The organism is Lyngbya confervoides BDU141951 (assembly GCF_000817775.3).
Classification (GTDB): Bacteria; Cyanobacteriota; Cyanobacteriia; order Thermosynechococcales; family Thermosynechococcaceae; genus Lyngbya; species Lyngbya confervoides.
In genome coordinates this window covers 13,051-35,547 of sequence record NZ_JTHE03000065.1, presented here as the reverse complement: position 1 = coordinate 35,547, position 22,497 = coordinate 13,051, and the positions used below count along the sequence as shown (strand labels likewise).

Here is a 22,497-nt window from a genome sequence, read left to right as displayed (position 1 = left end):
ATCGCTATGGTCACAATCGACACTAGACTATGGTGTTGGGTTCGTTCCACGCGCGGATCCGGCAGGTGCTGAAAATGCTGGAGGACACTCCGTCTTAAAATCTTAGCCTCTCGGACCTGCTGAGGGCTCGGCTCCCGTTGACCAAAGCCTTGGGCCATGGGGTCTCTCCACGCTGATGAGGGGTACGCTTTCTCATTAACCCCGCTTTACGGCTCTCCCGCTGTCTCAATCACAACTTATACTCAGCCATCTATCTTTTGCATTCTGTCAAGTACGATTTATACCAAATTAGATGCGATTACCCTGCCTCCTGAGCCTGGATCAAATCGCCGATATCCACCTGGTCGGATTAAAAATTAATGTCACTGAAACAATCTGACTCATATGGTCAGTCTGAATTTCAATCGCAGATCTATTGCTGCTCTGTAGAATAAGTTTTGTCAACCAACCAGCACGATAGGAGTGTATGCATCGCTTACGATATTGGCTTCCTTCCTCATGCAAGAGAGCGTCTATTTTGGATTCTGGTAATAAGTTTTGCCAGGGACGCGCCACACTGTCGAATAGACATTGCTTGAGAATCTCACTTTGATTTGGCATCGTAAAGGTGGCCAGGGTGTTCAAACGCTATTACACCCTTTTCCTCATTCTTATGTCAGTGACATTGGATCTAGCTCAAAATTGAAAATCTACATGGGGTTGCAGTTGCTCAATTTCCTGATTGATCCAGTCTAAAAACAATGTGGAGACAATCTGGTTGCGCACTTCTGCCGTGAGGGAAGGCTCGAAAATTTCATGAACCTGCACCAAATGCACTCCCAGGGATGAAACAATCGGCTTTAAAATCTGATGGGCCTGGGCTGAGAAGACGGCAGAGGAGACCTCAGGCCTCAGGCTAAATCGGCTCTGACGGCCTCGATAGCCGCCCATATGGCGCAGATCCGGGTCTTGAATATGGGCTTGGGCGACCTCAAAAAATGAGATTTCCTGTTCTTGAAGGCTAAAAAACAATTCTAGGGCCAGATCAAGATCGTTAATCAGCACCTCAGACAGGGTGGCCTCATAATAATCTAGCTGATGTTCCGCAAAATAGGCCTCAACGCGATCGCCAAAGAGATGCTGCGCTAGCTTGGTTGAAAGCACATTTCCCGCGGCCAGTTGCTCAAACTGATCCACCGAGAGATGATGTTTCTTCAGCCAGGCATAGGTGTCTTCAGCCTTTTGGAGCTTTTCTGCAAGCCGAATGTGGTCAGCGGCTTCTTGCAATTCTGCATCGCTCACGCTGATATTGAGCGCCTGGGCCTGATCCGTAATGATCTTGCGGGTGAGGATTCCCGTGATCAGACCCGGAATTTGGCAAGAGAGCTGCGCTTCCTCCATCAGATCCGAGGCTTGAATGTTTAAAAGTTGAGCAATCATGGGTGGTATTTCAAAATAAGGGTTAACAGTTCAGAACGGTAGACAAAGACCGGGGGGGCCTAGAGGGGGAGCCCTCCCCGTTGAAGCTTCTTCACGGGATCAATGATGAAATCTAGGATCCGGCGCTGTCGCAAGATGACCTCCGCCGATGCGGTTTGGCCAGGGGTTAGGGCAATACAGTCGGACTGAGTGGGAATACAGGTCTGCGCTAAGGTGATTTCCAAATCAAAGGTGGCCAGCTGACCGGCACTCGCCTCAACGACCTTAGCGGTGGGAGAAATCTGGCTCACGGTTCCAGGCACAACGCCGTAGTCCTGGAAGGGATAGGCGTCGAACTTGAGCTTGACAGGCATCCCCAGTCGCAGTGAACCGCTTTCCGCCGTTGCCATTTGCGCCTTGAGGATCATTGGCGCCTGGGCTTGTCCAATCTCAGCTACCCTGGCCCCCGGCTGAAGGACTGCCGCTGCTTTGTTGATCGGGAGGTCAAAAATGACGCCTGCAACAGGCGATTTGAGCTGGTGCTGCGATAGCTGATATTCCAGACTTTTGACCCTTGCCTGCTGCTGTTGCAGATCCCCGGTGAGGGCAGTAATTTGGGAATCAATATTTTTCAGCTGTTCTTGGCTTTTGAGGAGGGAGAGTTGACCGGCATGGACCAGGGTTTGGTAACTTTCCTGCTGTTCTGTGAGTCCTAGTCGGGACTGGTCAATATTGGACTGGGCCTGGTGAACCAGAGTTTGGTAGCGTCGCTGTTCCTCGGCATAGCGTAACTGAGCTTGCCGAAGATGAGCCTCTGCCTCCGTGAGCACCTGGCGACTGTTGGCAACCGCCTTTTCCTTATCGACTACCTGCACCTGGGGGATAACGCCTTGTTGCGAAAGCCGACGAAAGCGGGTTTCTTCCTTGAGATCTTGATTGAGCTGCTGTCGGGCCAGATCCACAGCCTGTTCTCGGGATTCAATATCGGCCTTCGCTTGATCAATGGGGGACCGCTTTTCTATGGTTTGAAGTTCGTAGCTGCGCTGATGATCTTGAACCGATTGCTGGGCCTGCTGGATTTGAGCTTGCTTTTCCAGAAGCTGGGCTTTATTCTGCTGCTCCTGGGTATTCACGGCCAAAACTAGCTCATGCTTCATTAAATTGAGCTGGTTCACCTGGGTTTGGAGGCTGCTAACCTTCGTTTGAGCCTGTTGTAAATCCCGTCGCACCAATTCTGAATCAAGCTCTAGCAAGATCTGCCCCTGGGAGACCGTGTCGCCCTCTTGGACTGCAATTTTGGTGACCGATCCACCCAGGGGCGTATCCAGCTTCCAGGTTTGGCCATTGGGTTCTAGGCGACCGCGAGCGCTGCCAGTTTCATCGACCTTCGAGAAGGTTGCCCAGGGCAGAACAATAGCAGCAAAGATAAGCAGCAGATAGAGTAATCCCTTTGTCCAGGGTTGGGGATGACGATCTACGAGATCTTGGGTGAGGGAAGACCAGTCTGATTCTGTTTCGTAGGTGATCAGTTCACGGCTATCTGAGGTGGTTATGTCCAGGGGATCTAGCGTCTCAAGGGTCTCCTTCGGGATGGATGGCTTATTTTGCCCGATGCTGTCCAGTAAACCCGGTGCAAACTGCAAGTATCCACTATGAATGCAGCGAATGGCCTGGGCTAGGTCAGAGGGGGGCGTTGACTTCAGGAGGTATCCCTTGGCGCCAGCTAGCAGCGCGCCGTTGATCGAGTCATGGTCTTGATGGCTGCTCAGGATAAGAACCTTGGTGTGGGCGCAGCGATCGCGGATCAGTCGTGTTGCCGTCAACCCGTCCATTCTCGGCATTTCAATATCTATGATGGCAATGTCGGGCTGATGGGCGCTCACCTGATCCAGGCAGTCTTGTCCGTCTGCGGCATTGGCAATTATTTCTAAATCCTGCTCTAGCTTGAGAGAATGTTCCAGTTGGCGACGAATTGAGACTTGATCATCGGCCAGTAATATGCGAATCATTGCGTGATCCTCTTGGTCCAAATAGAGGCGGTTTACCTGGGGGATATCAAGGGGAAGGCGTTGCTTAGACAGCAGCAAGCTGCTGCTGCTGAAGAAAATAATATTGGCCCCGTCGCTCCATCAGCTCTTGGTGGTTTCCTTGCTCTAGGAGAATGCCACGGTCTAAGACTAAAATGACATCTGCATTTTGAATGGTGGAGAGGCGATGGGCAATGATAAAAGTGGTGCGATTGTTAAGAATTTGGGTCAAGTTTGCCTGAATAATGCGTTCTGATTCTGTGTCCAGGTGGCTTGTGGCTTCATCGAAAATGAGCAGACGGGGATTGCCCACCAGGGCACGGGCGATGGCCAGCCGCTGCCGCTGACCGCCTGAGAGCATTCCACCCCCTTCACCAATTTGGGTTTCATAGCCCATGGGCAGATCCTTGATAAATTCATGGGCACCTGCCTGCTTAGCCGCTTCCATGACGGCTTCTAACGGAGCTTCAGGGTGGCCGAGACTGATATTGTCGCGGATGGTGCCGCCAAACATAAAGGTGTCTTGATCCACCACGCCAATTTGCTGCCGCAGCGATCGCAGGGAAACGCTATTGAGATCGTAGCCATCAAGGGTGATGCTGCCCTCTGAACAAGGATACAGTCCTAGAATGAGCTTGGATAACGTAGTTTTGCCGGACCCGCTGCGTCCCACGAGGGCAACGGTCTGCCCTGCCTGGACTGAAAAGCTAAGATTTTCTAGAATATTTATCTCTGCTTCCGGGTGGTAGCGGAAGGAAACCTGACGGAACTCAAGATTGCCTTGAATGGGTGGCAGGCTTTGCTTCATTCTTCGATCTAAGTCCTCCTCCGGTTCAGCGTCAATCACATCATTGATGCGCTCCACGGCAATGACTACCTCTTGCAGCTCGTTCCAGAGTACCGTGAGTCGCTGAAAAGGACTAATGACGTGGCCTAGCAGCATGTTAAAGGCAACCAGTTGACCAATAGTGAGCTGGTTTTGGATCACCTGCCAGGCGCCGAACCAGAGCAGCACTGTCGTCATCACTGATTCAATGGTGGCGCTAAAAATTTGGAGCGTATTGCCCGTGATCTGTCCAGAGAAGTTTTTTTGCAGAGCCTGCCCAAATAGGTTTTCCCAATGCCAGCGAATAGATTGCTCCACTGCCATGGCTTTTACGGTGCGAATTCCCGTAAGCGATTGAATGAGATAGCCGGTTTCTTCCGCATGGGCTGAAAAGATCTCCCGCGAAATCTTTTGCAGGAAGGGTGTTGCAATTAAGGCTAGCAGGATAAACGGCGGTGCAATGGCCAGGGTGATGAGTGCGAGCTTCCAGCTATACCAGAACATCAGTCCCAGATAGATAAACACCGTGAGTAAATCCAAAATGATCGAAAGGCCCTCTCCAGTCAAAAAAGACTGGATTTTACGGTTTTCTTGAATTCGGGAAATGATATCTCCCACGTAGCGGGATTCAAAAAATCGCAGTGGCAGTCGAAAGGTGTGGCTGATGAAGCCCACAATTAACGCTAAATCAATCCGGTTGGCCGTATGGTCTAAAAAGTACTGACGAAGACCGTTCATGGCTACCCGGAACAGGCCGAAAATAAGCAGGCCCAGCCCGACGGTGGTGAGGGTGAGCTGGCTTTGCTGCACCACCACCCGATCAAACAGAAGTTGAGTCAATAGGGGCGTCAATAAACCAAAGACTTGAATCAGGACTGAAGCCGCAAAGATTTCCGCCAGCACCAGACGATGGGGCTTAATAAGCTCGTAGAACTGCCAGAAACTAGAGGTGGCTTCTTCAGTATGCTTTAGAAGTGCAGAGGGAGAAATCAGCAGTGTGAATCCAGTCCACCCGGCCTTGAACTCAGCATGGGAGAGCGATCGCTGCCCCACGGCCGGATCGCAGATGGTCACCCGCCGCCGGGTGATGGCATAGACCACAATATAGTGATTTCCTTGCCAGTGGGCAATCGCCGGCAGTTTCTGCTGTGCAAGGCTCTTGAGTCCTGCCTTGACCGGTCGGGTTGTAAAACCCAGAGTCTCAGCCGCTGCTGCTAAACCGCGTAGCGATGATCCATTGCGATCAACGTTCGCGAGATCGCGAATGCGGTTAATGCTGAGATTCTTGCCCCAATAGCGGCCAATCATGACCAAACAGGCCGCGCCACAGTCAGAATTACTCTGCTGTAAATAGGTGGGATAGCGTTTGGTGGCACCGCTCCAAAGCTGCGATAGCTTAACCGTGGGTCGAGGAAAGTAGGCTTTACTAATTCTGGGGCCAGGAGAAGGGGCGGGAGCGGGGGCGGTTGGGGATTGACTCACGCGGGAGTAGCGAGGTAGGGAACCGGTGGCCGTGGGCGCCACGATGGAGGGAGGATCCACAGACGGTGCCTGCTTAGCAAGGGTAGCTGCTTCTGCCTGCGCACGATCCACCAGGAAAGCCTGCAGATCGGGTGCTGTCGTCAGGATCGGTAGCCAAGCTGCCTGCGGAATAAAGCAAAGTTGCAGCTTCAAAGAGGCGCGAGCGCTGTACTGTTGCCAGGATTTTGTCTCCAACAGGGAGGCTTCCCCAAAGGTTTCCCCTGCCTCGACGCTCCTGATCAGATTATTGTATGGGTCTAAAAGCCTGGCTTTTCCCGCTAATACCAGGAAGAGTCCAGCTTGATTGCCAGAGCTTTCCCAGAAGGGTTTACTGCTAGGCGGGGTTAAAATTTGGCATTGATGGAGCAGTTGCCGTCGCTGCGTCTCGGTCAGCACAGGGGCAAAGACTAAGGCCAGCAGTTCAGCGGCAAGCTGCTTGGGATTGCTGAGTTGAGAAGAAGTAGGAGATGTCATTGTCGAGCCAGTTGGGTTGCTTGGAGATCAAAGGTTGATGTCCCCTAGATAGGCAGACCCCCTTATTGAATCCCGATCCTGTTTGGAGAAGGTACGGCATCTGAACGAATGTCTTGGATGGCAATTCGATGGGATGTTTGAGGGGACTTGGCGAGGGGCAGCGAAGAGAGTGATTGTCGAGTAGAAAGTCCCATTTTTTTAAGCAGGCTATTGATGTAGCGATTGCTCACCTTAATGCCCAGTTCCTGATGCAAATGTTTGCTCAGCCACTGTCCGGTCCAGCGGCTGAAGGGATAGCCGACTTCGCGAGGACTTTGACAGACCAACTCCTTTAACCGGTCTAGAAAGGCCTGATCCACCTGCCTGGGACGGCCCACCGATTGCTGATTCCAGAGGTGAGCATTTCCAGTGCGGGCCATCCCAATCCAGTATCGGGCGGTCACGGCTGAGCATCCCAACTCACGGCAGATCTGAGTTTGGGTTTGGCCAGTATCGGCACGTAGCATAATGTCAATACGCTGGCGAAGCATCTGGTTGGTCACCTGAGGGAGCTCTTTTTCCAAGAGCTTCCGTTGAAAGGAAGTGAGTAATGGATCACGGATCTTCTTCATCACAAGTCCCCTGCTGAAGGTAATAATCCAACAATAAAGAAAAAAGGATGTACTATCCGTGACAATTCTCGGAGAAACAGGTGCAGAGTATCACTAGCTAGTTGTAACGACCATCACAGATCGGCTGTGATGCAGCAGGAAACGATAGGAGAGTTGGGGGATGGGCGATCGCAACTCTCAGCCTTGATCAAACCAGTTTGTCCCATTGATATCAAGGGTTTTAGGCGTTCTTTAAAGTTCTAAATGGGCGGGCTGAGAGACTCTGAGGAAGAGCCCATAATCCAGGAATAAATTGCAACTATTTATTCCACAAAGACTCTTGAGAAGGCTAGTCATTGCCATAGGGAGGACGCTAGTATCAATTCAAGTTGCCCTTTGCAGGGCCCATACAACTCTTACAACTCACAGGAGAATAATCCATGTCTAAAATTCAAGTGAATGATCTCAATAATTCCGGTGCTGATCTATTCGAAGATTCAGAAAGCTATATGAATGATCTAGAGCGGGATAGCTTAGGGGCTGTGGGTGCAGGTTTGATGTTATCACCTGCGCCGTCCCTGGGGCCTTCTATTATTGTGATTACGCGTACTAGTATTCCAACGTTGACGAATCCTACGCTGACAAACTCGACCGTTATTACAAAGACCAGTATTTCACCGGTAACACTCTAAGGATCTATCGAGCATACCTGCTACTCAGTAACTGTCGGGGTGAATTGACCGTCACTCTGAGGGTTACTGAGTCATGGTTACTGAGTCATGGTTGCTGAGTCACGGTTACTGAGTCACGGTTACTGAATCAGCATTTAGTTAGTCTAGGCAAAGTGTTCAAGGGTTCGAAGCCGCTGACTTCTGAAGAACCCTTGATGCTTGCCGTCACATGTATTGCTGGAGAAGGAGATGAGCCAATTTGCGCTTGCTATGGAGCATTCAACGCCGAATGCTCACGGAGAATCACAACGGACGGTGAGGGATGCTCCCCGTGAAGAGTCTTTAGACATAACAGAAAATATAACAGAAGAGATAATAGAGATAACTCCATCTAGCCGTCCCCGGCTGCGGGGTGTCTTAAACTTGTATGGGGATCAAATTCTCTGCTTTAAAAATGGGGTGACCTATCCGCTCCATGAGTTATCGATTCCTACCCGTCGTTTCATCAAGCTGCTGATTTGTCTAGAGGGAACCTCCTCCGTTCAAGAACTTGAGGATAACTTCTTCCCCGATCAGCCCGGTGCCCTAATCACGCTCTTGCGCCAGCTTGCCTTGCTAGGATTAGTGGAGTTGATCAAGGATGAGAGGCCGAAGGATTCAGCTCAATCGTTGCTGGTTCGGCTTCAACAGCAGATGGCGAAAATTCCGCTTTCAAAGCAGATCGAGTCAATTCTTAGGCGATCGCCTCAGCAGCAGCAAGCCATTGTTCAGGGCTGCATTTTGCAGCATTTGCATCTTGTGGCTCTGCAGTCTGAGTTTGTTTATCCTCTTCTAGGGCAATCGGGCAACGATGCCTGGAAAGAATATATGCAGCGGCTCTATCTCCATTTTGTTCAGCAGATGCCGATGATTCGGGCTAGTTTAGCGGATTTTAATTTACAACCGGAAGCGTTACACAACAATCTACCGCTTCCCTACACCAGCGCCATACAAAACAACTTGATTTATAGCGCCTCAGCTCACTCCATCCAGGGTTTGCTGAATCTTTGTCTCTGGCAAACCTTTATGGCTCAATCACTCCAGCACTATCATCAGACCTTTGGTGAATTATTATCCCAATCTAGCAGCAGGAGGCTGACTCAGATTGTGGATGAAATGACCCTTCCCCAGGGACTTCGTTACTGCTTTGAGGCCCTGCCTCCCCTCAACTTTGAGCAAGCACAGGCCCTGCGGGGACGGAGCCATGTGCTGATAGAAATGTGTGAGCAGTTTAATCCAAGCGCGATCGCCTACTACCAGGAGAAGTCCTTAGAAATGCGTGAATTCCCTTTTATATTTGATGGAGGACTGGTGCAATGATCGCCAAGACAACCATGAAGCGTCCAATTTTTAGGGATAGAGTGGCTATCTCCTACCGACCTCACCAGGTCGAGATCCGGCGGGGACAGCATGGCTGCGCCATTCCCCTCACTCTTGAGGACCGGGACGAAATGATGCAGCTGCTGGCTTACCTGCAGGACGGACAGCGATCGCTGCATGAGTTGCAGCAAGCCTGTCCAGGCTTAGCCGCAGAGATTCCCTCGTTTGTGGCCACCTGTGAAGAGCGGGGCCTCCTTCAGGAGGTTTCTCAAACCTGGGAAACTGGACATCGGTTTCATCAGGATTTATCTCAATTTTTTGGCCAGATAGGTCTGCAATTAGAGATTTCACCCTATGCTCAGCGAATGAAAGCCGGGACGATTGAGAGAAGTCAGCTGATTGGGTATGCTCTGGAGGCTTATCACATTACCCACTTTTGCCCCAGCCTACTGGCTCCAGCCATTGCTCAAGAAGCATCCCACGATGTTTGTCATATTTTGCGTGAGTTCTATGCGGCTGAGCTGCACCACGATCGCTTGATGGCGCGATCGCTTAAAAGCATTGGGTTCACAGATACTGAAATTGAAACCATGCAGCCGCTGCCGATGACGATCTCAGCCTGCGCCATGTTGGCAAACTTTGCCCGACAGCATACTCCCAGCTTTTTTGCAGCCTTAATTTTATTTGAGCAAGATGATCAATTTCATCCGCTGTTTAAAGAGCAATGCATTGCCCAGGATCTTCCTGAGAGCTTTTATCGTCCGATTTTGCTCCATGCGGGAATTAATGAAGAAGGAAAGCACGAAGATGTTGGGGGACAACTCCTGCATTATCTAAATTGTATTCCCTGGTCAGACCAACAATTAGTGAAGAAGAATATGGTGCTGCTTCTGGAATCTTTCATCATGAGAAGCCGAGAAATTTTAGAGTATTACAGTGAGGGTAAAAATCTGATTCCGCGCTGTTTTTGATCCGGTACAGAATTGATATTAAGAGAATGTTGGAAAATCTCTTTAGATCCAGAATTGCTTGACAGGATGGCCAATTCTTTAGGGGGTTGATTTTCAGTCTCCCCAACATGGTCGGCGGTCTTTAAGGAGAGGTAAGAGGGGCTTTTGAGGCCTTCTCAAATATCTTTTAATGAATTTAAGCTACACTTTGATTCCCCCGACATTATTTCTTTTCAGAATCATTTTTCTTTGAATTTTTTGGTGCAATTATGGGAAGATTCTGGAGATTTAGGGGGTATTTTTATGGTGTTTATTTTTGGAGAATTTCGTTGCATGTTTATCTACTTTTTATTGTGATTAAAATCATGGAAAGATCAGTATTTGATCACAGGATCTTCCTTGTGATTTAGATAGTATTTTTACATGGATAGAGAGGTAAATTAAAACACTTAATTAATTCAATTTTGTGGATTTTACTGACTCTAGTGTAATTGAATCCCACATAGGAGCTACAACTATGCCTAATATTCAGCTAAATGATCTGTCGTCTAACGGCTCTGAGTTGTTTTCAGATTCCGAGACTTATCTCAATGACCTGACCCAGGAAGAGTTATCAACGCAGGGAGGGGCATTTTCTACCCCTATCTGTGCCGTGATTGTCCTTTCTGCCTACTCAGTGTCTATTATTGCCTCTGCGGCAAAGTCTAATCCTAAAAGCCCCCACCGCCCATAGGAGACCGTAACCCTCGGGGGTTAAGTGGCTGTGGGCGAGTGATCGCCCACGCCGCTTTAGGGCAGAATCCAGGGGATTCCGTGATTTAAAGCACGGTTTTAGGATGATTTGAGTTGCCTGTGACTTCAGGGCCTCGGTGATATGTTTTTCTAGTGATAGGTTTTTGGGGTCCTACCATTGCGTGACATTCCTAGATAAGAGGACTTCTGCTCATTGCGCTGATTTCTGAGTGGTAAAGTCCAAGCCCCAGGATTAGGACCTGTATACATTTTGACGAAGGGAGATTTTTGATGGTCATACAGCTTAGTTCGAAGAACGTTTTGAACTACCTGAGACACAAGGGGTTGGACTTGGATCTTGCCTCTGGTAATGATGCGATCCAGGTCAAAGATGCTAAAAATTTCAACTTGCTGTTGACGCTCCGCAATGGTGATAAATGGCTGGTGAAGCAAGAACGCTTTGATGCAGAGGGAAAAACAGCCGAAGAATTTAAAATGGAGTGGCGGGTGCAGGAATTTAGTAAAGGTTTTCATGGCTCAAGCTTTCAAGGCCTTTTACCCGATGTTCTTCTGTTTGATCCCCAGGCTTCTATTCTGGTGCTGCGGTACCTGGATCACTATCAGGACTTGCTCGAATTTTATGTCAAGGATCAACTCTATCCAGAGTGGATTGCCGAGGGTCTGGGCACTGCGATCGCCACGATCCATCAGGACACGGTTCAAAACTCAACCGCTCAATCTGTTTTCGATCAAGGATTAGCCGATGATACGCCGCTCCAGAGTTTGGCTTGGACCCATAAGCTCCACGATCTAGAGCCGGATATCTTTGGCCAATATCCTGCTGAGGGCATCAAGTTCTTTTCCCTGTATCAGCGCTATGACAGCCTAGGCAGGTCTATCCAGACTACCCTTGCCTCCTACCGGCCCCTTTGTGTCACCCACAATGATCTGAAGTTGAATAATGTACTAGTGCATCAGGACTGGCAAAATCCTCGCCTTGACGAGCCACCTATTCGCCTAATTGATTGGGAACGCAATGGCTGGGGCGATCCGGCATTTGATGTAGGGACCCTTCTTTCCAGCTATCTGCAGCAGTGGCTCGGTAGCTTACTGGTGAGCCAGGATATTTCCTTTCAAGACTCTTTGCAGATGGCGACCACGCCCTTGGAAAAGGTTCGGCCTTCCATGGTGAAAGTTCTCCAGGCATACTTGGGCCAGTTTCCAGAAATTCTGGAGATTGACCCGGACTTTCTCGATAAAGTTGTGCAGTTTTCAGGATTGGTGATGATCAATCAAATTTTTGCCATGCTGCAATATCAAAAAACCTTTGGAAATACGGGTATCTGTATGCTGCAAGTGGCAAAAAGCTTGTTGTGCCGTCCCGATCAATCCTTTGCGACGGTCTTAGGGATCTCGCAAGCAGATTTTATTGCATCCCTTGGGAGTCGACCTAGATCCGTTGCCTCCTGATCCCGCTGTACTTGCCCCTGATTTTGGACCTTCAATGATCATGCTTCAAACCCCTTCCCTAGACCCAGTCCTCATGGCTCCAATGGAGCATCCTCTGACCCTCTGGCAGACCTTTGGTGAGATGGTGCAGACCCTAGATATCAGCCAAAAATACTGCATTCGTCAACCGGGCTGTCGAGATTATGAACTGTCAGCCGAGATGATTGAGCGACTGCAAACTCTATCGCCAGATGTGCAGCAGCGATCCTGGATTTATCAGTTACGCAGTTATCTGTATGGCACTGTTTACAACGGGTCGTTGCGTAAAGTCCTGGCTGCAGATCAACCGGCTGAGCCGATCATTTCCGTCGAAAACGATTCCTTCATGGGCGTTGATTTGCAGTTTTACCAGCGGCTGCATAATAGCAACGCAGGAGAAGGCTATTTTGATCCGGGTTGGCAAGTGATCGATCAAGGCGAGGCTGGCATCTTGAAAGTTAAAAAAAGAGATCTGACCCTCCGCATTGATCGCGATCGCCATCTTCCGTCCGATGTGATGGGGCCTCAGGTGGGTGACGAGGTCGCTATCCGTATGCCCAAAAATCTGGTGCAGAATGGGTTCTATATGGCTGTGGGCAACGCCGGGTCTGATCGTCCCTCTTTGTCGACTCAAGATCGATCTAAGGGGCACGGAACTTTGGTGCGCATCTACTTTAACCTCACGACCAATGGCGCGATTGCCCTCATGGATCAGCTTACTGCCTACTTAAACCAGCGGTGTATTCCCTTTAGCTTTAAGGCGCTCTATAACCCAGAAGACTACGGGCGGCACGATTCGGCTGTACTGTACTTTAATAAGATAGATTTTCCAAGCGTGCGCGACGTGCTGCAAGAAATATACCCAAGCCAGTCTTCTCAGTTTAGAGAGGATATTCCGCTCTTCACCAAGCGCCTTGCGCCTGGATTGGGCTGCGCTGAAGAAACAGACTTTAAGTTTGGTGCCCAAGAAAGCTTTGGTCTAAATCGTTGCCATATTGTTGCCCTTGGCCTGATTGCTGGACAAAAGTTGGAAACGACACGAGCTAAACAAGAGGCAATTGTACAAGCGTTTCGAGATTACGATCTGGACTGGCAGCGTCCCTACTTAAACGCAGGATCGGAGGATCTGTATCAACCCCTGAACCTATATTAGAAGGTAGAACTATGCAGCTTCTTGATCTTCCTCCTGTGGAGGAATCTACAACGCCGCCCGTGCGGCCCTTGCCCTTCCAGCCTCATCCAGATTTGCCCTTCTATCGTGCCTTGGGGAGAACCAACCTGCAGGTGAGTGCCCTGGGAATTGGGGGCGGGGGTGGTATTTCTAGCGAGGATACCCTCTACGCCTATGGGCAAGGTATCAATTACTTTTTCTTTTCCAGCGATCTGCATCATTTTCTGTATCGTTCTATGGCTGATGGACTCAAGCAGCTCTGTGGACGCGGCGCTAGGGAGCGCGAAAATGTGGTGCTGGCCACGGTGACCTATAACAAAAGTCCAGAGATGGCGATCGCAGCCCTGTTCGATCAGTTTGCGGAGCTGGAGATTGATTATATTGATGTTTTTTTCTGGGGCTGGGTGGGGCAAGAGGATGGCCCGGCCCTGGCCCGATGTCTGGATTTATCGCCTGATCTGCGAGGTCGAGATGCCGTTTATCAGCGGGTTGTGGAGGAGATGTTTGGAGCCTCTGAGCGTCTGAAGCGCATGGGGGCTGTCCGCTATATCGGAGCCTCATTTCATGATTTGGCCCTGGCTCAGCAGTGGTCAAACAGCTCTCTGCTGGATGTACTCATGGTGCGCCATAACCCTGCCCATCGTAGTGCCCAAGACAAGGTGCTACACCCCCTGAGCCGTCAACCCCAACGGCCAGGCGTGGTGACCTTTAAGTCCACCGGATCCCACACGGGGCCGCTTTGGGAATCGCCCCCAGGTCTCTCTGAGGATATGACGCCGCCCTCTGTCCCCGATCTCTACCGCTATTCCCTGAGTCAACCCAATGTGGATCTTTGTCTGATGGGCGTTGAAAATCGAGCGCAGATAGATGCGGCGATCGCGGGGATTCAGCAAGGGCCGCTAACCCCTGCGGATCAAGAAGCCCTGAATCGTTACGGCGATCTGCACCGCCATCGCCATTCTCTGCCCCTGGCCCAGTAACAATGGATGGAACAATTGGAGAGTGCCATGCTACAGCTGAAAGACCCAAGACCGTTAGATCAATTGCCAGATCAATGGCACGCTGGAAATTGGGAATTGCCTGAGGTGACCGGCGATCAGATTTTAGCCAGTTTATCTCGCCAGGGTAAAATGGCAGACTGGGTGGCTCAAGCTGAGCGATCGCTTCTGATTCATCACATTTGCCAGGTTCTTGAAATTGAGGTGTCCGAGTCTGAACTGCAGAGGGCTGGAGATGCCTTTCGACGCAGCCATGGCCTGGAGTCGACGGTAAAAACCCAAGCTTGGTTGACGCAGCACCAGATGAGTTTGGAGGACTGGGCGGCAAGCCTCTATGAAAATTTGCTCACCCAAAAGCTGCAAGTTGCTTTGTTTGGGAGTTCTGTGGATCAGCATTATCTGAATCATCGGCATGACTACGATCGCGTAGCCCTCTCGCAAATCCTGGTGCAAGAGCAGGCACTGGCAGAGGCGCTCCGCCATCAGCTAGTGCAAGATGCATCGGCTTTCTGTCAATTAGCCCTAGAGCATTCAATGCGGAGCGATCGTTTCCAAACTGGGGGATACCTTGGCGTTCACTATCTCAAGACGCTCCAGCCGGAAGTTCATGATGCGATCCAGCAAGGTCAGACTGGGGAGATTCTTGGGCCGTTTCACATCAATCACCGCTATAGCTTGATCAAAATTGAAAAGAAGTTTCCCACCCATCTTTCTCCAGATCTGCGGACGGAAATTCTAGAGAATTTACTCGAAGAGTGGCTGGTAGAGCTAAAAAACTCGAAATTAAAGAATTAGACGCGGTAGTTGCTGACATGCCGCTGAGTCCGTTCAGTGGAAGCGCTCTCCAACCTTCTCCTTTCCCAAAGTCAGGTTTACGCAGCACAGGGCGATGCAAATGAGATTAACCCAGGAGGGAAAGAATCTTACCGGTGTAGGATGAAGACAGATCCGGTCCCAGGCTCCGATTCCATCCCATGATTCCAAGCGTTTTAATCCTAGGCGGCACCGGGCGGATTGGGCAGGCGGTTGCCACTGATTTGCGATCCCATACCCATGCTGCGATCACCCTCACTGGTCGCCGTCGCCACTGCCCGATTGCGCTTCATTCCCGTGAGCACTACCTGTGCCTCAACTTGGCCGATGTCGCAGCCGTTGAACGGGCGATTCAAACTCACCATCTAGTGATTCACTGTGCCGGACCCTTTCGCGATCGCAGCCTGCATGTGCTGCAAACCTGCCTGAGGCAGCAGATCCCCTATCTGGATGTGGCCGATAGCCCGGACTACGTGAAGCAAGCGTTGACCCTAAGGGACCAGGCGATCGCCCAGGGCGTCATTGCCGTCGTCAGCACCGGTGTCTTTCCCGGCATTTCCTGTAGCATGGTGCGCCAGAGTATCGAGCAGCTTGATCAAGCCGATGACATTCATCTGAGCTATCTGGTGGGCGGATCCGGGGGAGCTGGCGTCACGGTGATGCGCACCACTTTTCTGGAGCTACAAACGCCATTTTTAGCCAAACAACAGAGACAATGGCAGACCATTCGGCCCTATAGCCAGCGTGAGGTGCTTCGGTTTCCTGAGTTTGGCCAAGGCGGTGTTTACTGGTTTAACACCATTGAGGCCATGACCCTGGCTGAATCGTTTCCCGACGTCCAAACCATCACTACCAAATTTGGATCTGTCCCCGATCTTTATAATCATCTCACCTGGCTGGTGGCCCAGGCGCCTCAAGCCTGGCTACGGAATCCTCAACTGATTGAGTTTTTGTCCCAGGTCAGCTACCGGATGACCCAGGTGAGCGATCGCTGGAGTGGCATTGGCATTGCCATGCGTCTTGCGGTGTCCGGGCAGGTCAATCAGCAGCCCATCCGGCTTGAGTCAAGCTTCTACAGTCCCGATACCGCCGCCGCCGCTGGACAGGGTGCAGGATTAGTGGCCCAGCTGATCCTCGAAAAAAAGCTGACTCGGCCAGGCGTCTGGTCTGTGGAGCAGGTGCTTCCGACCCCCCTGTTTCAGGCGTCCATGGAGCAGCGAAACCTCAGGATTACTGCGGGTCCTCCCACAAGCATGCGGAACTAGGCCTCCGCCATGGCCTTGAGGATCATGCGGCCCAGCTTTTCTAACGATTCCCCCAGGGGTGGGCGGGGAACGGTTTGACCGCGATCGCCCTCCATCCAAACCAGCGATGATCCGATCCAGAGAATTGGATAGTGTGTTTGTTCTGGGTATTCCAGCATCAGCGATCGCTCACCTTTAACACAGTAGATCTCTAAATTGAGGGTGTGTTGGGGAAGGCTCTCCCCCTCAAGCGTGCGGGCAAATAAACGCAACTGCCAGTCTTCCTGGGCTGGGTCGCTGGTCATTTGACCGCTGTAACGCCGCTGAGGGAAACTGCGCTGGGCCGCATCCAGGACAAGCTGCAGTAGCTGCGGGAGGTCGGCACGCGGATCGTCAAACGCTTGCATCATGATGGATAGAGTCCTTGCTGCCGGAGTTAGCACAAAAGTTCACGGCTTTCTCAGCTTACATTCATCCAGCTCGGCGATATTAAAAGAAACAGGCAGTTTGTCCAGGCAGGGTTCTATTCAAGTTTCTGCGACAAGCTGCCCTTAGCCGTTCCTCGCTCAAGTCACTGCCCCAGTCACTGCTGTCCTTGGGAGCAGACCCCGGATTGATTTCCCCAGAGATCGCAGAAACGCTTCTCAGGGCGGTGGCGGTTCTCAATATCATTCTCTGTTTTCTGGAGGTTAATGCCATGCTGTATCCCTTGGCTCGATTCGGTTTATCATTGCTACTGGCAAGTTTTGGTGCGATCGCCCTGCTGCCGGAGGCGTCCCTAGCAGTTAAATTTGCTGACGGAAGAACCGCCTTCGAAGCTGCGCCTCGGATCGTGGGCACCTTCTCGCCCCACACGACCCGCAATGCAGAGACGACCTACTACTTTACCCTGTACGTTCCTGAGAATGCTGGGGAAAGCTTAAAGGCTCTGCGAATTGAGCAGCTGCCTAATGTGGAAACTCGAGTGCTGCGCGACAATACCCTGAAGGCTTTTCAAGGCACTCCCCTGGCTCGTGCGGACAACGTCCCCCTTGCCGCAATTGGGGGACCCGATGACCCCGGCGAGATTAGCATTGTTTTTGAGCAGCCCATTCAACCCGGTCAAACGGTGACCGTTGGGATTGAACCTAATCGTAATCCGAGAACCGAGAATTTTTACCAGTACAGCCTCACGGCCTTCCCCGATGGATCCATGGGGATTGGTTTGCCCCTGGGAATTACCCGCATTCTGGTCAATGGCGACTAAGGCAGCGGTCCCCCTAAGTCACGCTGGTGAGTCTTGAGTGAGTCTTGGGGGGCAGGAGAAAGTCCGCTGTCCTGGTTCTGGGCGGATTGAGAGGGGCAATGACGAGAGGGACAATGACGATCGAGGATGAAGGATCAAAAGCAACCCTGGTTGGCTTGATCATGCGATAGTCTGAAGACTATCCAGGGGAGTCGGGACTAAAGTCTATCGATAGGCAGATTTTTAACGCCTGCCCATGGGGGTCGATGGGTAGATGGACAGATTGGGCCGCTCGGTTAGCTTGGTCAAGTATTTTCTTGAACATGGAAATTATGCTAGCCGAGCTTCTGCAAAAAACGATCCTGGGAAACAGCGTCTCGGCCTATTTGATGACCTTGGGTATTTTACTGGCCGGAATCTTACTGGTCACGCTCTTGCGAAATGTTGTCCTGGGGCGCCTCAAGCACTGGGCCAGGAACACTCGCTCTCTGCTCGACGATCGATTGATCCACCTGTTGGAAAAACCCACCACCTATTTGCTGTATCTTGGCAGTTTCTATTTGAGCCTGGGGAACTTAGAGCTATCTTCGTTTCTGCAAGCCCTCGTGCAGGTGCTTTCCATCGTTGTTGCCACCTTGTTGATTGTTCAGCTCGCCACCTCCTTTTTAGAGTATGGAATCCGAGTCTACTGGATGACGCGCGGATCTCGGGAAACCCTAGAGCAGAGTCTCAATGCCCTGATTCCTGCCATGAAAGTGACAGTCTGGGCGATTGGGTTAGTGTTTCTCCTGGACAATCTTGGGTTTGATATTTCTGCGGTTGTGGCGAGTCTGGGGATTGGCGGAATTGCAGTGGCTCTGGCGTCCCAGGGGATACTCGCCGATCTGTTTAGCTACTTTTCAATTCTTCTGGACCGTCCCTTTGAGATTGGAGATTTTGTGATCATTGGGGATCTGGTGGGAACGGTGGAGCATATTGGCATTAAAACTACGCGGCTACGGAGCCTGGGAGGTGAGGAGTGGGTGGCCTCTAATACGGATTTAACGGGGTCGCGAATTCAAAATTTCAGGCGGATGGAACGACGACGAATAGCGTTTTCCTTGGGGGTGACCTACGAGACTGGTCAAGAAAAAATTGAGGCAATTCCAAGCCTAATCCAAGCCGTTATTGAATCGGTGGAAAGGGTCACCTTTGATCGAGCCCATTTTCTCTCCTTTGGTGACTTCAGCCTCAACTACGAGGTGGTGTATTTTGTGGAAACCCCAGACTACGCCACCTACATGGATGCGCAACAGGCGATTAATCTGGGCATTCGCCAAGCGTTTGAGGCCCATCAGATTGACTTTGCCTATCCCACGCAGATGCTCTACTTGAGTGGGCTGAATCTAGAGCGATCCCCTTCCCCAGGGAATGGGCATACCGGGCGCGATCGCTTTGCTTTAGCGCAGCTTGGCGAGGCTCGTTAACTCGCTGCAATTGATCTTGCCCTTTCTATCCGTGCCCTTTCTTCAATCTGGTTCATCCTATGACAGTTCCTGAAGCGTTACTAACCGCCTACCTTTGTTCAACCTGCGGCACTCAGTTTGCCCCATCGCGGCAGGTCCCTGAGCGCTGCCCGATTTGTGAAGATGATCGGCAGTATGTAGGACATCAGGGTCAGCAATGGACCACCCTTGCACAACTACAGCAGGACCACCGGAATCGGATTGAGCAGCAGGAGGCGGGTCTATATGGGATTGGCACCGAACCTGCCTTTGCCATCGGTCAGCGCGCGCTGCTAGTGCAGTCAGGATCCGGTAATCTGCTCTGGGATTGCATCAGTTTGATTGATGAGTCGACGATACAAGCCCTCAAGGCCCTGGGGGGAATTGCGGCGATCGCCATTTCCCATCCTCACTATTATTCTTCGGCGGTGGAGTGGGCCCATGCCTTTGGCGCGCCCCTGTACTTGCATGAGGCCGATCGGCGATGGGTCATGCGCCCCGATGCTGCCATTCACTTCTGGGCAGGCGACACGCTGCAGGTGCAGCAAGAGATCACCCTAATTCGCGCGGGAGGACACTTTCCGGGTGGGACGCTCTGCCATTGGGCCACAGGAACCGAAGGTCGGGGAACCTTACTGAGCGGCGATATTATCCAGGTGGTTGCCGATCGGGCCTGGGTGAGCTTTATGTACAGCTATCCCAATCTCATTCCGCTCCCTGCGACCAAGATTCGGCAAATTGTACATGCTGTTGAACCCTATGAATTTGATCGCGTTTATGGGGCATGGTGGCAGGCGATTGTGGCCTCAGAGGCCAAAGCTAGCGTTCACCGTTCCGCCGATCGATACATCAGGGCGATTGAGGGGAGGCACCCACAAGCATCCAGGTGAAGTTCAACACCACGAGTCTCTCCAGGTTCAATCCGCTGGGGGATCGCTGGGGGAGTTGGGGATGATCTGGAGGGTGAGCTGATAGAGGCGACGACGCGGAATGGGATAACGCTGGGCCAGCTCTTTGCTAGCCTGGGATGGAGAGATGCCCTGCTGGAGTTTCTCTTGCAGAAGTTTCAGAAGCTGATCGTCTGAGTAATCTGGGTCCGTGGCGGTGGCCCCTCCCAAGACCAGGGTGTATTCACCGCGCGGATCGTGATCCCTGTGGAAGGCGATCGCCTCGGATAGGCTTCCCCGCCAGAAGGTTTCGAAGCGCTTGGTCAATTCTCGGGCAAGGACTAGGGGGCGATCTTCCCCGCAGGTCTGGCTCAGGTCCGCGAGGGTTTGCCGGAGTCGATGGGGAGACTCGTAGAGAATCATCGTCCGCCTTTCCCGCTGTAACTGCGCGAGGCGATCGCGGCGATCCTTGGTTTTGGTGGGCAGAAACCCCTCAAAGCAAAAGCGATGGGTGGGCAGCCCAGAGGCCACAAGGGCTGCGATTGCAGCCACGGGGCCAGGGATGGGCACCACCGAAATTTCCGCCTTGATGCAGGCTTGAATGAGTTCCCAGCCTGGATCGCAGATGCCGGGCATTCCAGCATCGGTGACCAGGGCGATCGTTTGACCAGAGCACAGCTTTTCCACCAGTTCTGGGGTGCGCTGTTGAATATTGTGCTGGTGATAGCTAAGTTGCGCAGTGGAAATTTGGAAATGATGCAGCAGTTTGCCGGTGTGACGGGTATCCTCGGCGGCGATCACATCCACGGCTTTGAGCGTTTCCAGGGCGCGATGGGAGATATCGTCCAGATTGCCAATGGGGGTTCCAATAATATAGAGGGTTCCTGGTCGCCTCATGGCTGCCTGGTCCTTGGTATCGTGGCAGCATGGTTTCTGGCCTGACCTAGATCCTGGGCTACCCACCAGTGCTCCGTTTGCCAATTGAGGGCAGTCACAGGCCCCAAAGAGATAAAGCGCTGCCTAGCGGGAGCGCCCTTCGGGACTAGGACGATGGACTTGGAGGTGAACTGGCGCACTGAAAACCCATGCTGGCAGAGGACAAGATTCTGGAAAACTAGACTCCCTTGGAAAATATGGTCAAGTTTACCTTGGAATGAGCTGTCGGGAAATCTTTCAGTGCCTGGATGTCAGGGGGAGAACTGGGGCACGATTCCTCAAAAAAGGCATCTATCTTGACAATAGATGCCTGGTCGAAACGGGTGCCTTATCGATACGTGGGTCTGCTTTTTCTGCGGAAGAACACCTCAGCAAACAGGAGAGGTCCGTCAGCAAAGGTCCATCAGATACTCAAGGGAATCCGAATGCCTTCTAAAATTCCCTCAGTTTGGGCCATGTAGAGCGCCAGATCGAGCACACGGTTGGAGTAGCCCCACTCATTGTCATACCAGGCAATCACCTTAAAGAACTGAGGGTTCAGCTCTAGGCCCGCACTGGCATCAAAAATGCTGGAGCGGGGGTCAGTGAGAAAGTCGGAGGAGACCACCGGATCATCCGTGTAGCCCAGAATGCCGGACAGATCGCCATTGGCTGCTTGCTCCATGGCCGCACAGATCTCTGCGTACTGGGTGGGGCGTTCGGTGCGGAAGGTTAGGTCCACCACGGACACATCCGGTGTGGGAACGCGCAGGGCCATACCGGTGAGTCGACCCGTCAGTTCCGGGAGGACCAAGGTGACCGCCTTCGCGGCTCCGGTGGAGGCAGGAATAATATTTTGGGCCGCTCCCCGTCCGCCGCGCAGATCCTTTTTGCTCGGACCATCCACAGTGGGCTGGGTTGCGGTGGAGGCATGTACGGTGGTCATCAGTCCCTCTGCCAGGCCAAAGGAATCGTTAATCACCTTTGCCACGGGGGCCAAACAGTTGGTGGTGCAACTAGCGTTGGATACAATTCGGTCGGTTTCAGCGTTGAAGGCGGTGTGGTTCACACCCACCAAAAAAGTAGGTACCTGATCGGGAGTTTTGGTGGGGGCCGAAAGAATCACGCGCCTGGCGCCAGCCTGCAGGTGTCGTAGGGCCGATTCATGGGTGGTGAAGAGCCCTGTGGCTTCAATCACGTAGTCTACCCCTAGCTTGCCCCAGGGAAGATCTTCAGGATTACGCTGGGCAAAGCAGGGAATAAAGCGATCGTTCACGCGAATGCCCTCGGCCTCGGCTTGAACCGTTCCTGGAAATCGACCGTGGGTCGAGTCGTATTTGAGGAGGTAGGCCAGGTTCTCGGGGGGAACGAGATCGTTGATGCCGACAAACTCCAGGTTTGAGTTATTGATAGCCGCTCGGAGCACTAAGCGTCCGATACGGCCAAAGCCATTAATTGCAATTTTTAAAGAAGTCATAACCAGAAATCGAATCCATGCTGTAAATAAAAGCCCCCAGCTGTTGCCCGTGGCGATCGCCTTGGGTTGGAGGTGGCGCTGCCTAGGGCACGATGGGCCGTGGGCAATCAGCAAAGGGGTTAAGGTTAATCTTGGGTGAAAAATTTCAAGTTGGTGGGGATCGCCGCTTTTCCTTCAGATTTGTCGCAAACTTGCGTAACGGAATCTTGCCAAGCTGTAATGTCATGTATGAAATCTTTGCGAGGCA

At 51.8% G+C, this 22,497-nt stretch carries 18 protein-coding genes; 11 read left to right on the top strand and 7 right to left on the bottom strand.

Translation table 11 applies throughout. From position 1 onward, the window contains the following. Positions 1 to 675: 675 nt before the first annotated feature. The 4 genes from QQ91_RS12325 to QQ91_RS12310 form a co-directional block, all read right to left on the bottom strand. Positions 676 to 1,419 carry a peptidylprolyl isomerase gene (locus QQ91_RS12325; protein ID WP_166282478.1) on the bottom strand — a complete coding sequence of 248 codons (744 nt, stop codon included), beginning with the start codon at positions 1,417 to 1,419 and terminating at the stop codon, positions 676 to 678. A gap of 59 nt (positions 1,420 to 1,478) precedes the next feature. After that, the gene (locus QQ91_RS12320) at positions 1,479 to 3,407 is read right to left on the bottom strand and encodes a response regulator (RefSeq protein ID WP_166282476.1); all 1,929 of its coding nucleotides are present in this window, start codon (positions 3,405 to 3,407) and stop codon (positions 1,479 to 1,481) included. 64 nt (positions 3,408 to 3,471) lie between these two features. Continuing rightward, on the bottom strand, positions 3,472 to 6,246 hold the full coding sequence (locus tag QQ91_RS12315; RefSeq protein ID WP_166282474.1) for a peptidase domain-containing ABC transporter: 2,775 nt from the start codon (positions 6,244 to 6,246) through the stop codon (positions 3,472 to 3,474). 62 nt (positions 6,247 to 6,308) lie between these two features. Next, entirely contained in the window at positions 6,309 to 6,776 is a 468-nt protein-coding gene (locus tag QQ91_RS12310) for a helix-turn-helix domain-containing protein (protein WP_510980328.1), read from the bottom strand. Positions 6,777 to 7,276: 500 nt separating this feature from the next. Between QQ91_RS12310 and QQ91_RS12305 the strand changes: the two genes are divergently transcribed. From QQ91_RS12305 to QQ91_RS12270, 8 genes are all read left to right on the top strand, one after another. After that, positions 7,277 to 7,528, top strand: coding sequence for a hypothetical protein (locus QQ91_RS12305; protein ID WP_166282470.1), 252 nt, complete (start codon positions 7,277 to 7,279; stop codon positions 7,526 to 7,528). Positions 7,529 to 7,756: 228 nt separating this feature from the next. Beyond that, a complete protein-coding gene (locus QQ91_RS12300; RefSeq protein WP_166282468.1) occupies positions 7,757 to 8,866 on the top strand; it encodes a hypothetical protein in 1,110 nt (369 codons plus the stop codon). A gap of 41 nt (positions 8,867 to 8,907) precedes the next feature. Beyond that, positions 8,908 to 9,837 carry a thiaminase II/PqqC family protein gene (locus QQ91_RS12295; RefSeq protein WP_250833348.1) on the top strand — a complete coding sequence of 310 codons (930 nt, stop codon included), beginning with the start codon at positions 8,908 to 8,910 and terminating at the stop codon, positions 9,835 to 9,837. A 1,002-nt stretch (positions 9,838 to 10,839) separates the two neighbouring features. After that, entirely contained in the window at positions 10,840 to 12,018 is a 1,179-nt protein-coding gene (locus QQ91_RS12290; RefSeq protein WP_166282464.1) for a phosphotransferase family protein, read from the top strand. A 40-nt stretch (positions 12,019 to 12,058) separates the two neighbouring features. Continuing rightward, the gene (locus QQ91_RS12285; protein ID WP_166282462.1) at positions 12,059 to 13,189 is read left to right on the top strand and encodes a T3SS effector HopA1 family protein; all 1,131 of its coding nucleotides are present in this window, start codon (positions 12,059 to 12,061) and stop codon (positions 13,187 to 13,189) included. A gap of 11 nt (positions 13,190 to 13,200) precedes the next feature. Beyond that, positions 13,201 to 14,187: an aldo/keto reductase gene (locus QQ91_RS12280; protein WP_166282460.1), complete on the top strand. Its 987-nt coding sequence runs from the start codon at positions 13,201 to 13,203 to the stop codon at positions 14,185 to 14,187. Positions 14,188 to 14,214: 27 nt separating this feature from the next. Continuing rightward, positions 14,215 to 15,000: a peptidylprolyl isomerase gene (locus tag QQ91_RS12275; RefSeq protein ID WP_166282458.1), complete on the top strand. Its 786-nt coding sequence runs from the start codon at positions 14,215 to 14,217 to the stop codon at positions 14,998 to 15,000. A 179-nt stretch (positions 15,001 to 15,179) separates the two neighbouring features. Beyond that, the gene (locus QQ91_RS12270) at positions 15,180 to 16,283 is read left to right on the top strand and encodes a saccharopine dehydrogenase family protein (RefSeq protein WP_166282456.1); all 1,104 of its coding nucleotides are present in this window, start codon (positions 15,180 to 15,182) and stop codon (positions 16,281 to 16,283) included. Here the strand turns inward: QQ91_RS12270 and QQ91_RS12265 are convergent. After that, positions 16,280 to 16,672, bottom strand: a complete 393-nt coding sequence (locus tag QQ91_RS12265; RefSeq protein WP_166282454.1) for a DUF8659 family protein — start codon at positions 16,670 to 16,672, stop codon at positions 16,280 to 16,282. The genes QQ91_RS12270 and QQ91_RS12265 overlap by 4 nt on opposite strands. A gap of 203 nt (positions 16,673 to 16,875) precedes the next feature. Between QQ91_RS12265 and QQ91_RS12260 the strand changes: the two genes are divergently transcribed. From QQ91_RS12260 to QQ91_RS12250, 3 genes are all read left to right on the top strand, one after another. Continuing rightward, positions 16,876 to 17,508, top strand: coding sequence for a DUF2808 domain-containing protein (locus QQ91_RS12260; RefSeq protein WP_166282452.1), 633 nt, complete (start codon positions 16,876 to 16,878; stop codon positions 17,506 to 17,508). Between the two features lie 311 nt (positions 17,509 to 17,819). Further along, entirely contained in the window at positions 17,820 to 18,953 is a 1,134-nt protein-coding gene (locus QQ91_RS12255) for a mechanosensitive ion channel family protein (protein ID WP_201277448.1), read from the top strand. Between the two features lie 59 nt (positions 18,954 to 19,012). Beyond that, positions 19,013 to 19,861, top strand: coding sequence for an MBL fold metallo-hydrolase (locus QQ91_RS12250; protein WP_166282450.1), 849 nt, complete (start codon positions 19,013 to 19,015; stop codon positions 19,859 to 19,861). Positions 19,862 to 19,888: 27 nt separating this feature from the next. On the opposite strand, the gene rsmI is transcribed toward QQ91_RS12250, so the two are convergent. Beyond that, complete coding sequence (gene rsmI, locus QQ91_RS12245) at positions 19,889 to 20,755, bottom strand: 16S rRNA (cytidine(1402)-2'-O)-methyltransferase (protein ID WP_166282448.1); 867 nt, start codon at positions 20,753 to 20,755, stop codon at positions 19,889 to 19,891. 442 nt (positions 20,756 to 21,197) lie between these two features. After that, positions 21,198 to 22,250: a type I glyceraldehyde-3-phosphate dehydrogenase gene (gap, locus tag QQ91_RS12240; protein ID WP_166282446.1), complete on the bottom strand. Its 1,053-nt coding sequence runs from the start codon at positions 22,248 to 22,250 to the stop codon at positions 21,198 to 21,200. Positions 22,251 to 22,497: the final 247 nt, after the last annotated feature.

Bases quoted from the DNA above. Each gene is read 5' to 3' on its own strand.
- QQ91_RS12275 (WP_166282458.1), top strand. From the start codon at position 14,215: ATGCTACAGCTGAAAGACCCAAGACCGTTAGATCAATTGCCAGATCAA.
- QQ91_RS12310 (WP_510980328.1), bottom strand. From the start codon at position 6,776: ATGCTTCGCCAGCGTATTGACATTATGCTACGTGCCGATACTGGCCAA.
- QQ91_RS12265 (WP_166282454.1), bottom strand. From the start codon at position 16,672: ATGATGCAAGCGTTTGACGATCCGCGTGCCGACCTCCCGCAGCTACTG.
- QQ91_RS12320 (WP_166282476.1), bottom strand. From the start codon at position 3,407: ATGATTCGCATATTACTGGCCGATGATCAAGTCTCAATTCGTCGCCAA.
- QQ91_RS12305 (WP_166282470.1), top strand. From the start codon at position 7,277: ATGTCTAAAATTCAAGTGAATGATCTCAATAATTCCGGTGCTGATCTA.
- rsmI (WP_166282448.1), bottom strand. From the start codon at position 20,755: ATGAGGCGACCAGGAACCCTCTATATTATTGGAACCCCCATTGGCAAT.
- QQ91_RS12325 (WP_166282478.1), bottom strand. From the start codon at position 1,419: ATGATTGCTCAACTTTTAAACATTCAAGCCTCGGATCTGATGGAGGAA.
- gap (WP_166282446.1), bottom strand. From the start codon at position 22,250: ATGACTTCTTTAAAAATTGCAATTAATGGCTTTGGCCGTATCGGACGC.
- QQ91_RS12315 (WP_166282474.1), bottom strand. From the start codon at position 6,246: ATGACATCTCCTACTTCTTCTCAACTCAGCAATCCCAAGCAGCTTGCC.
- QQ91_RS12290 (WP_166282464.1), top strand. From the start codon at position 10,840: ATGGTCATACAGCTTAGTTCGAAGAACGTTTTGAACTACCTGAGACAC.
- QQ91_RS12280 (WP_166282460.1), top strand. From the start codon at position 13,201: ATGCAGCTTCTTGATCTTCCTCCTGTGGAGGAATCTACAACGCCGCCC.
- QQ91_RS12250 (WP_166282450.1), top strand. From the start codon at position 19,013: ATGACAGTTCCTGAAGCGTTACTAACCGCCTACCTTTGTTCAACCTGC.
- QQ91_RS12285 (WP_166282462.1), top strand. From the start codon at position 12,059: ATGCTTCAAACCCCTTCCCTAGACCCAGTCCTCATGGCTCCAATGGAG.
- QQ91_RS12300 (WP_166282468.1), top strand. From the start codon at position 7,757: ATGAGCCAATTTGCGCTTGCTATGGAGCATTCAACGCCGAATGCTCAC.
- QQ91_RS12255 (WP_201277448.1), top strand. From the start codon at position 17,820: ATGCTAGCCGAGCTTCTGCAAAAAACGATCCTGGGAAACAGCGTCTCG.
- QQ91_RS12270 (WP_166282456.1), top strand. From the start codon at position 15,180: ATGATTCCAAGCGTTTTAATCCTAGGCGGCACCGGGCGGATTGGGCAG.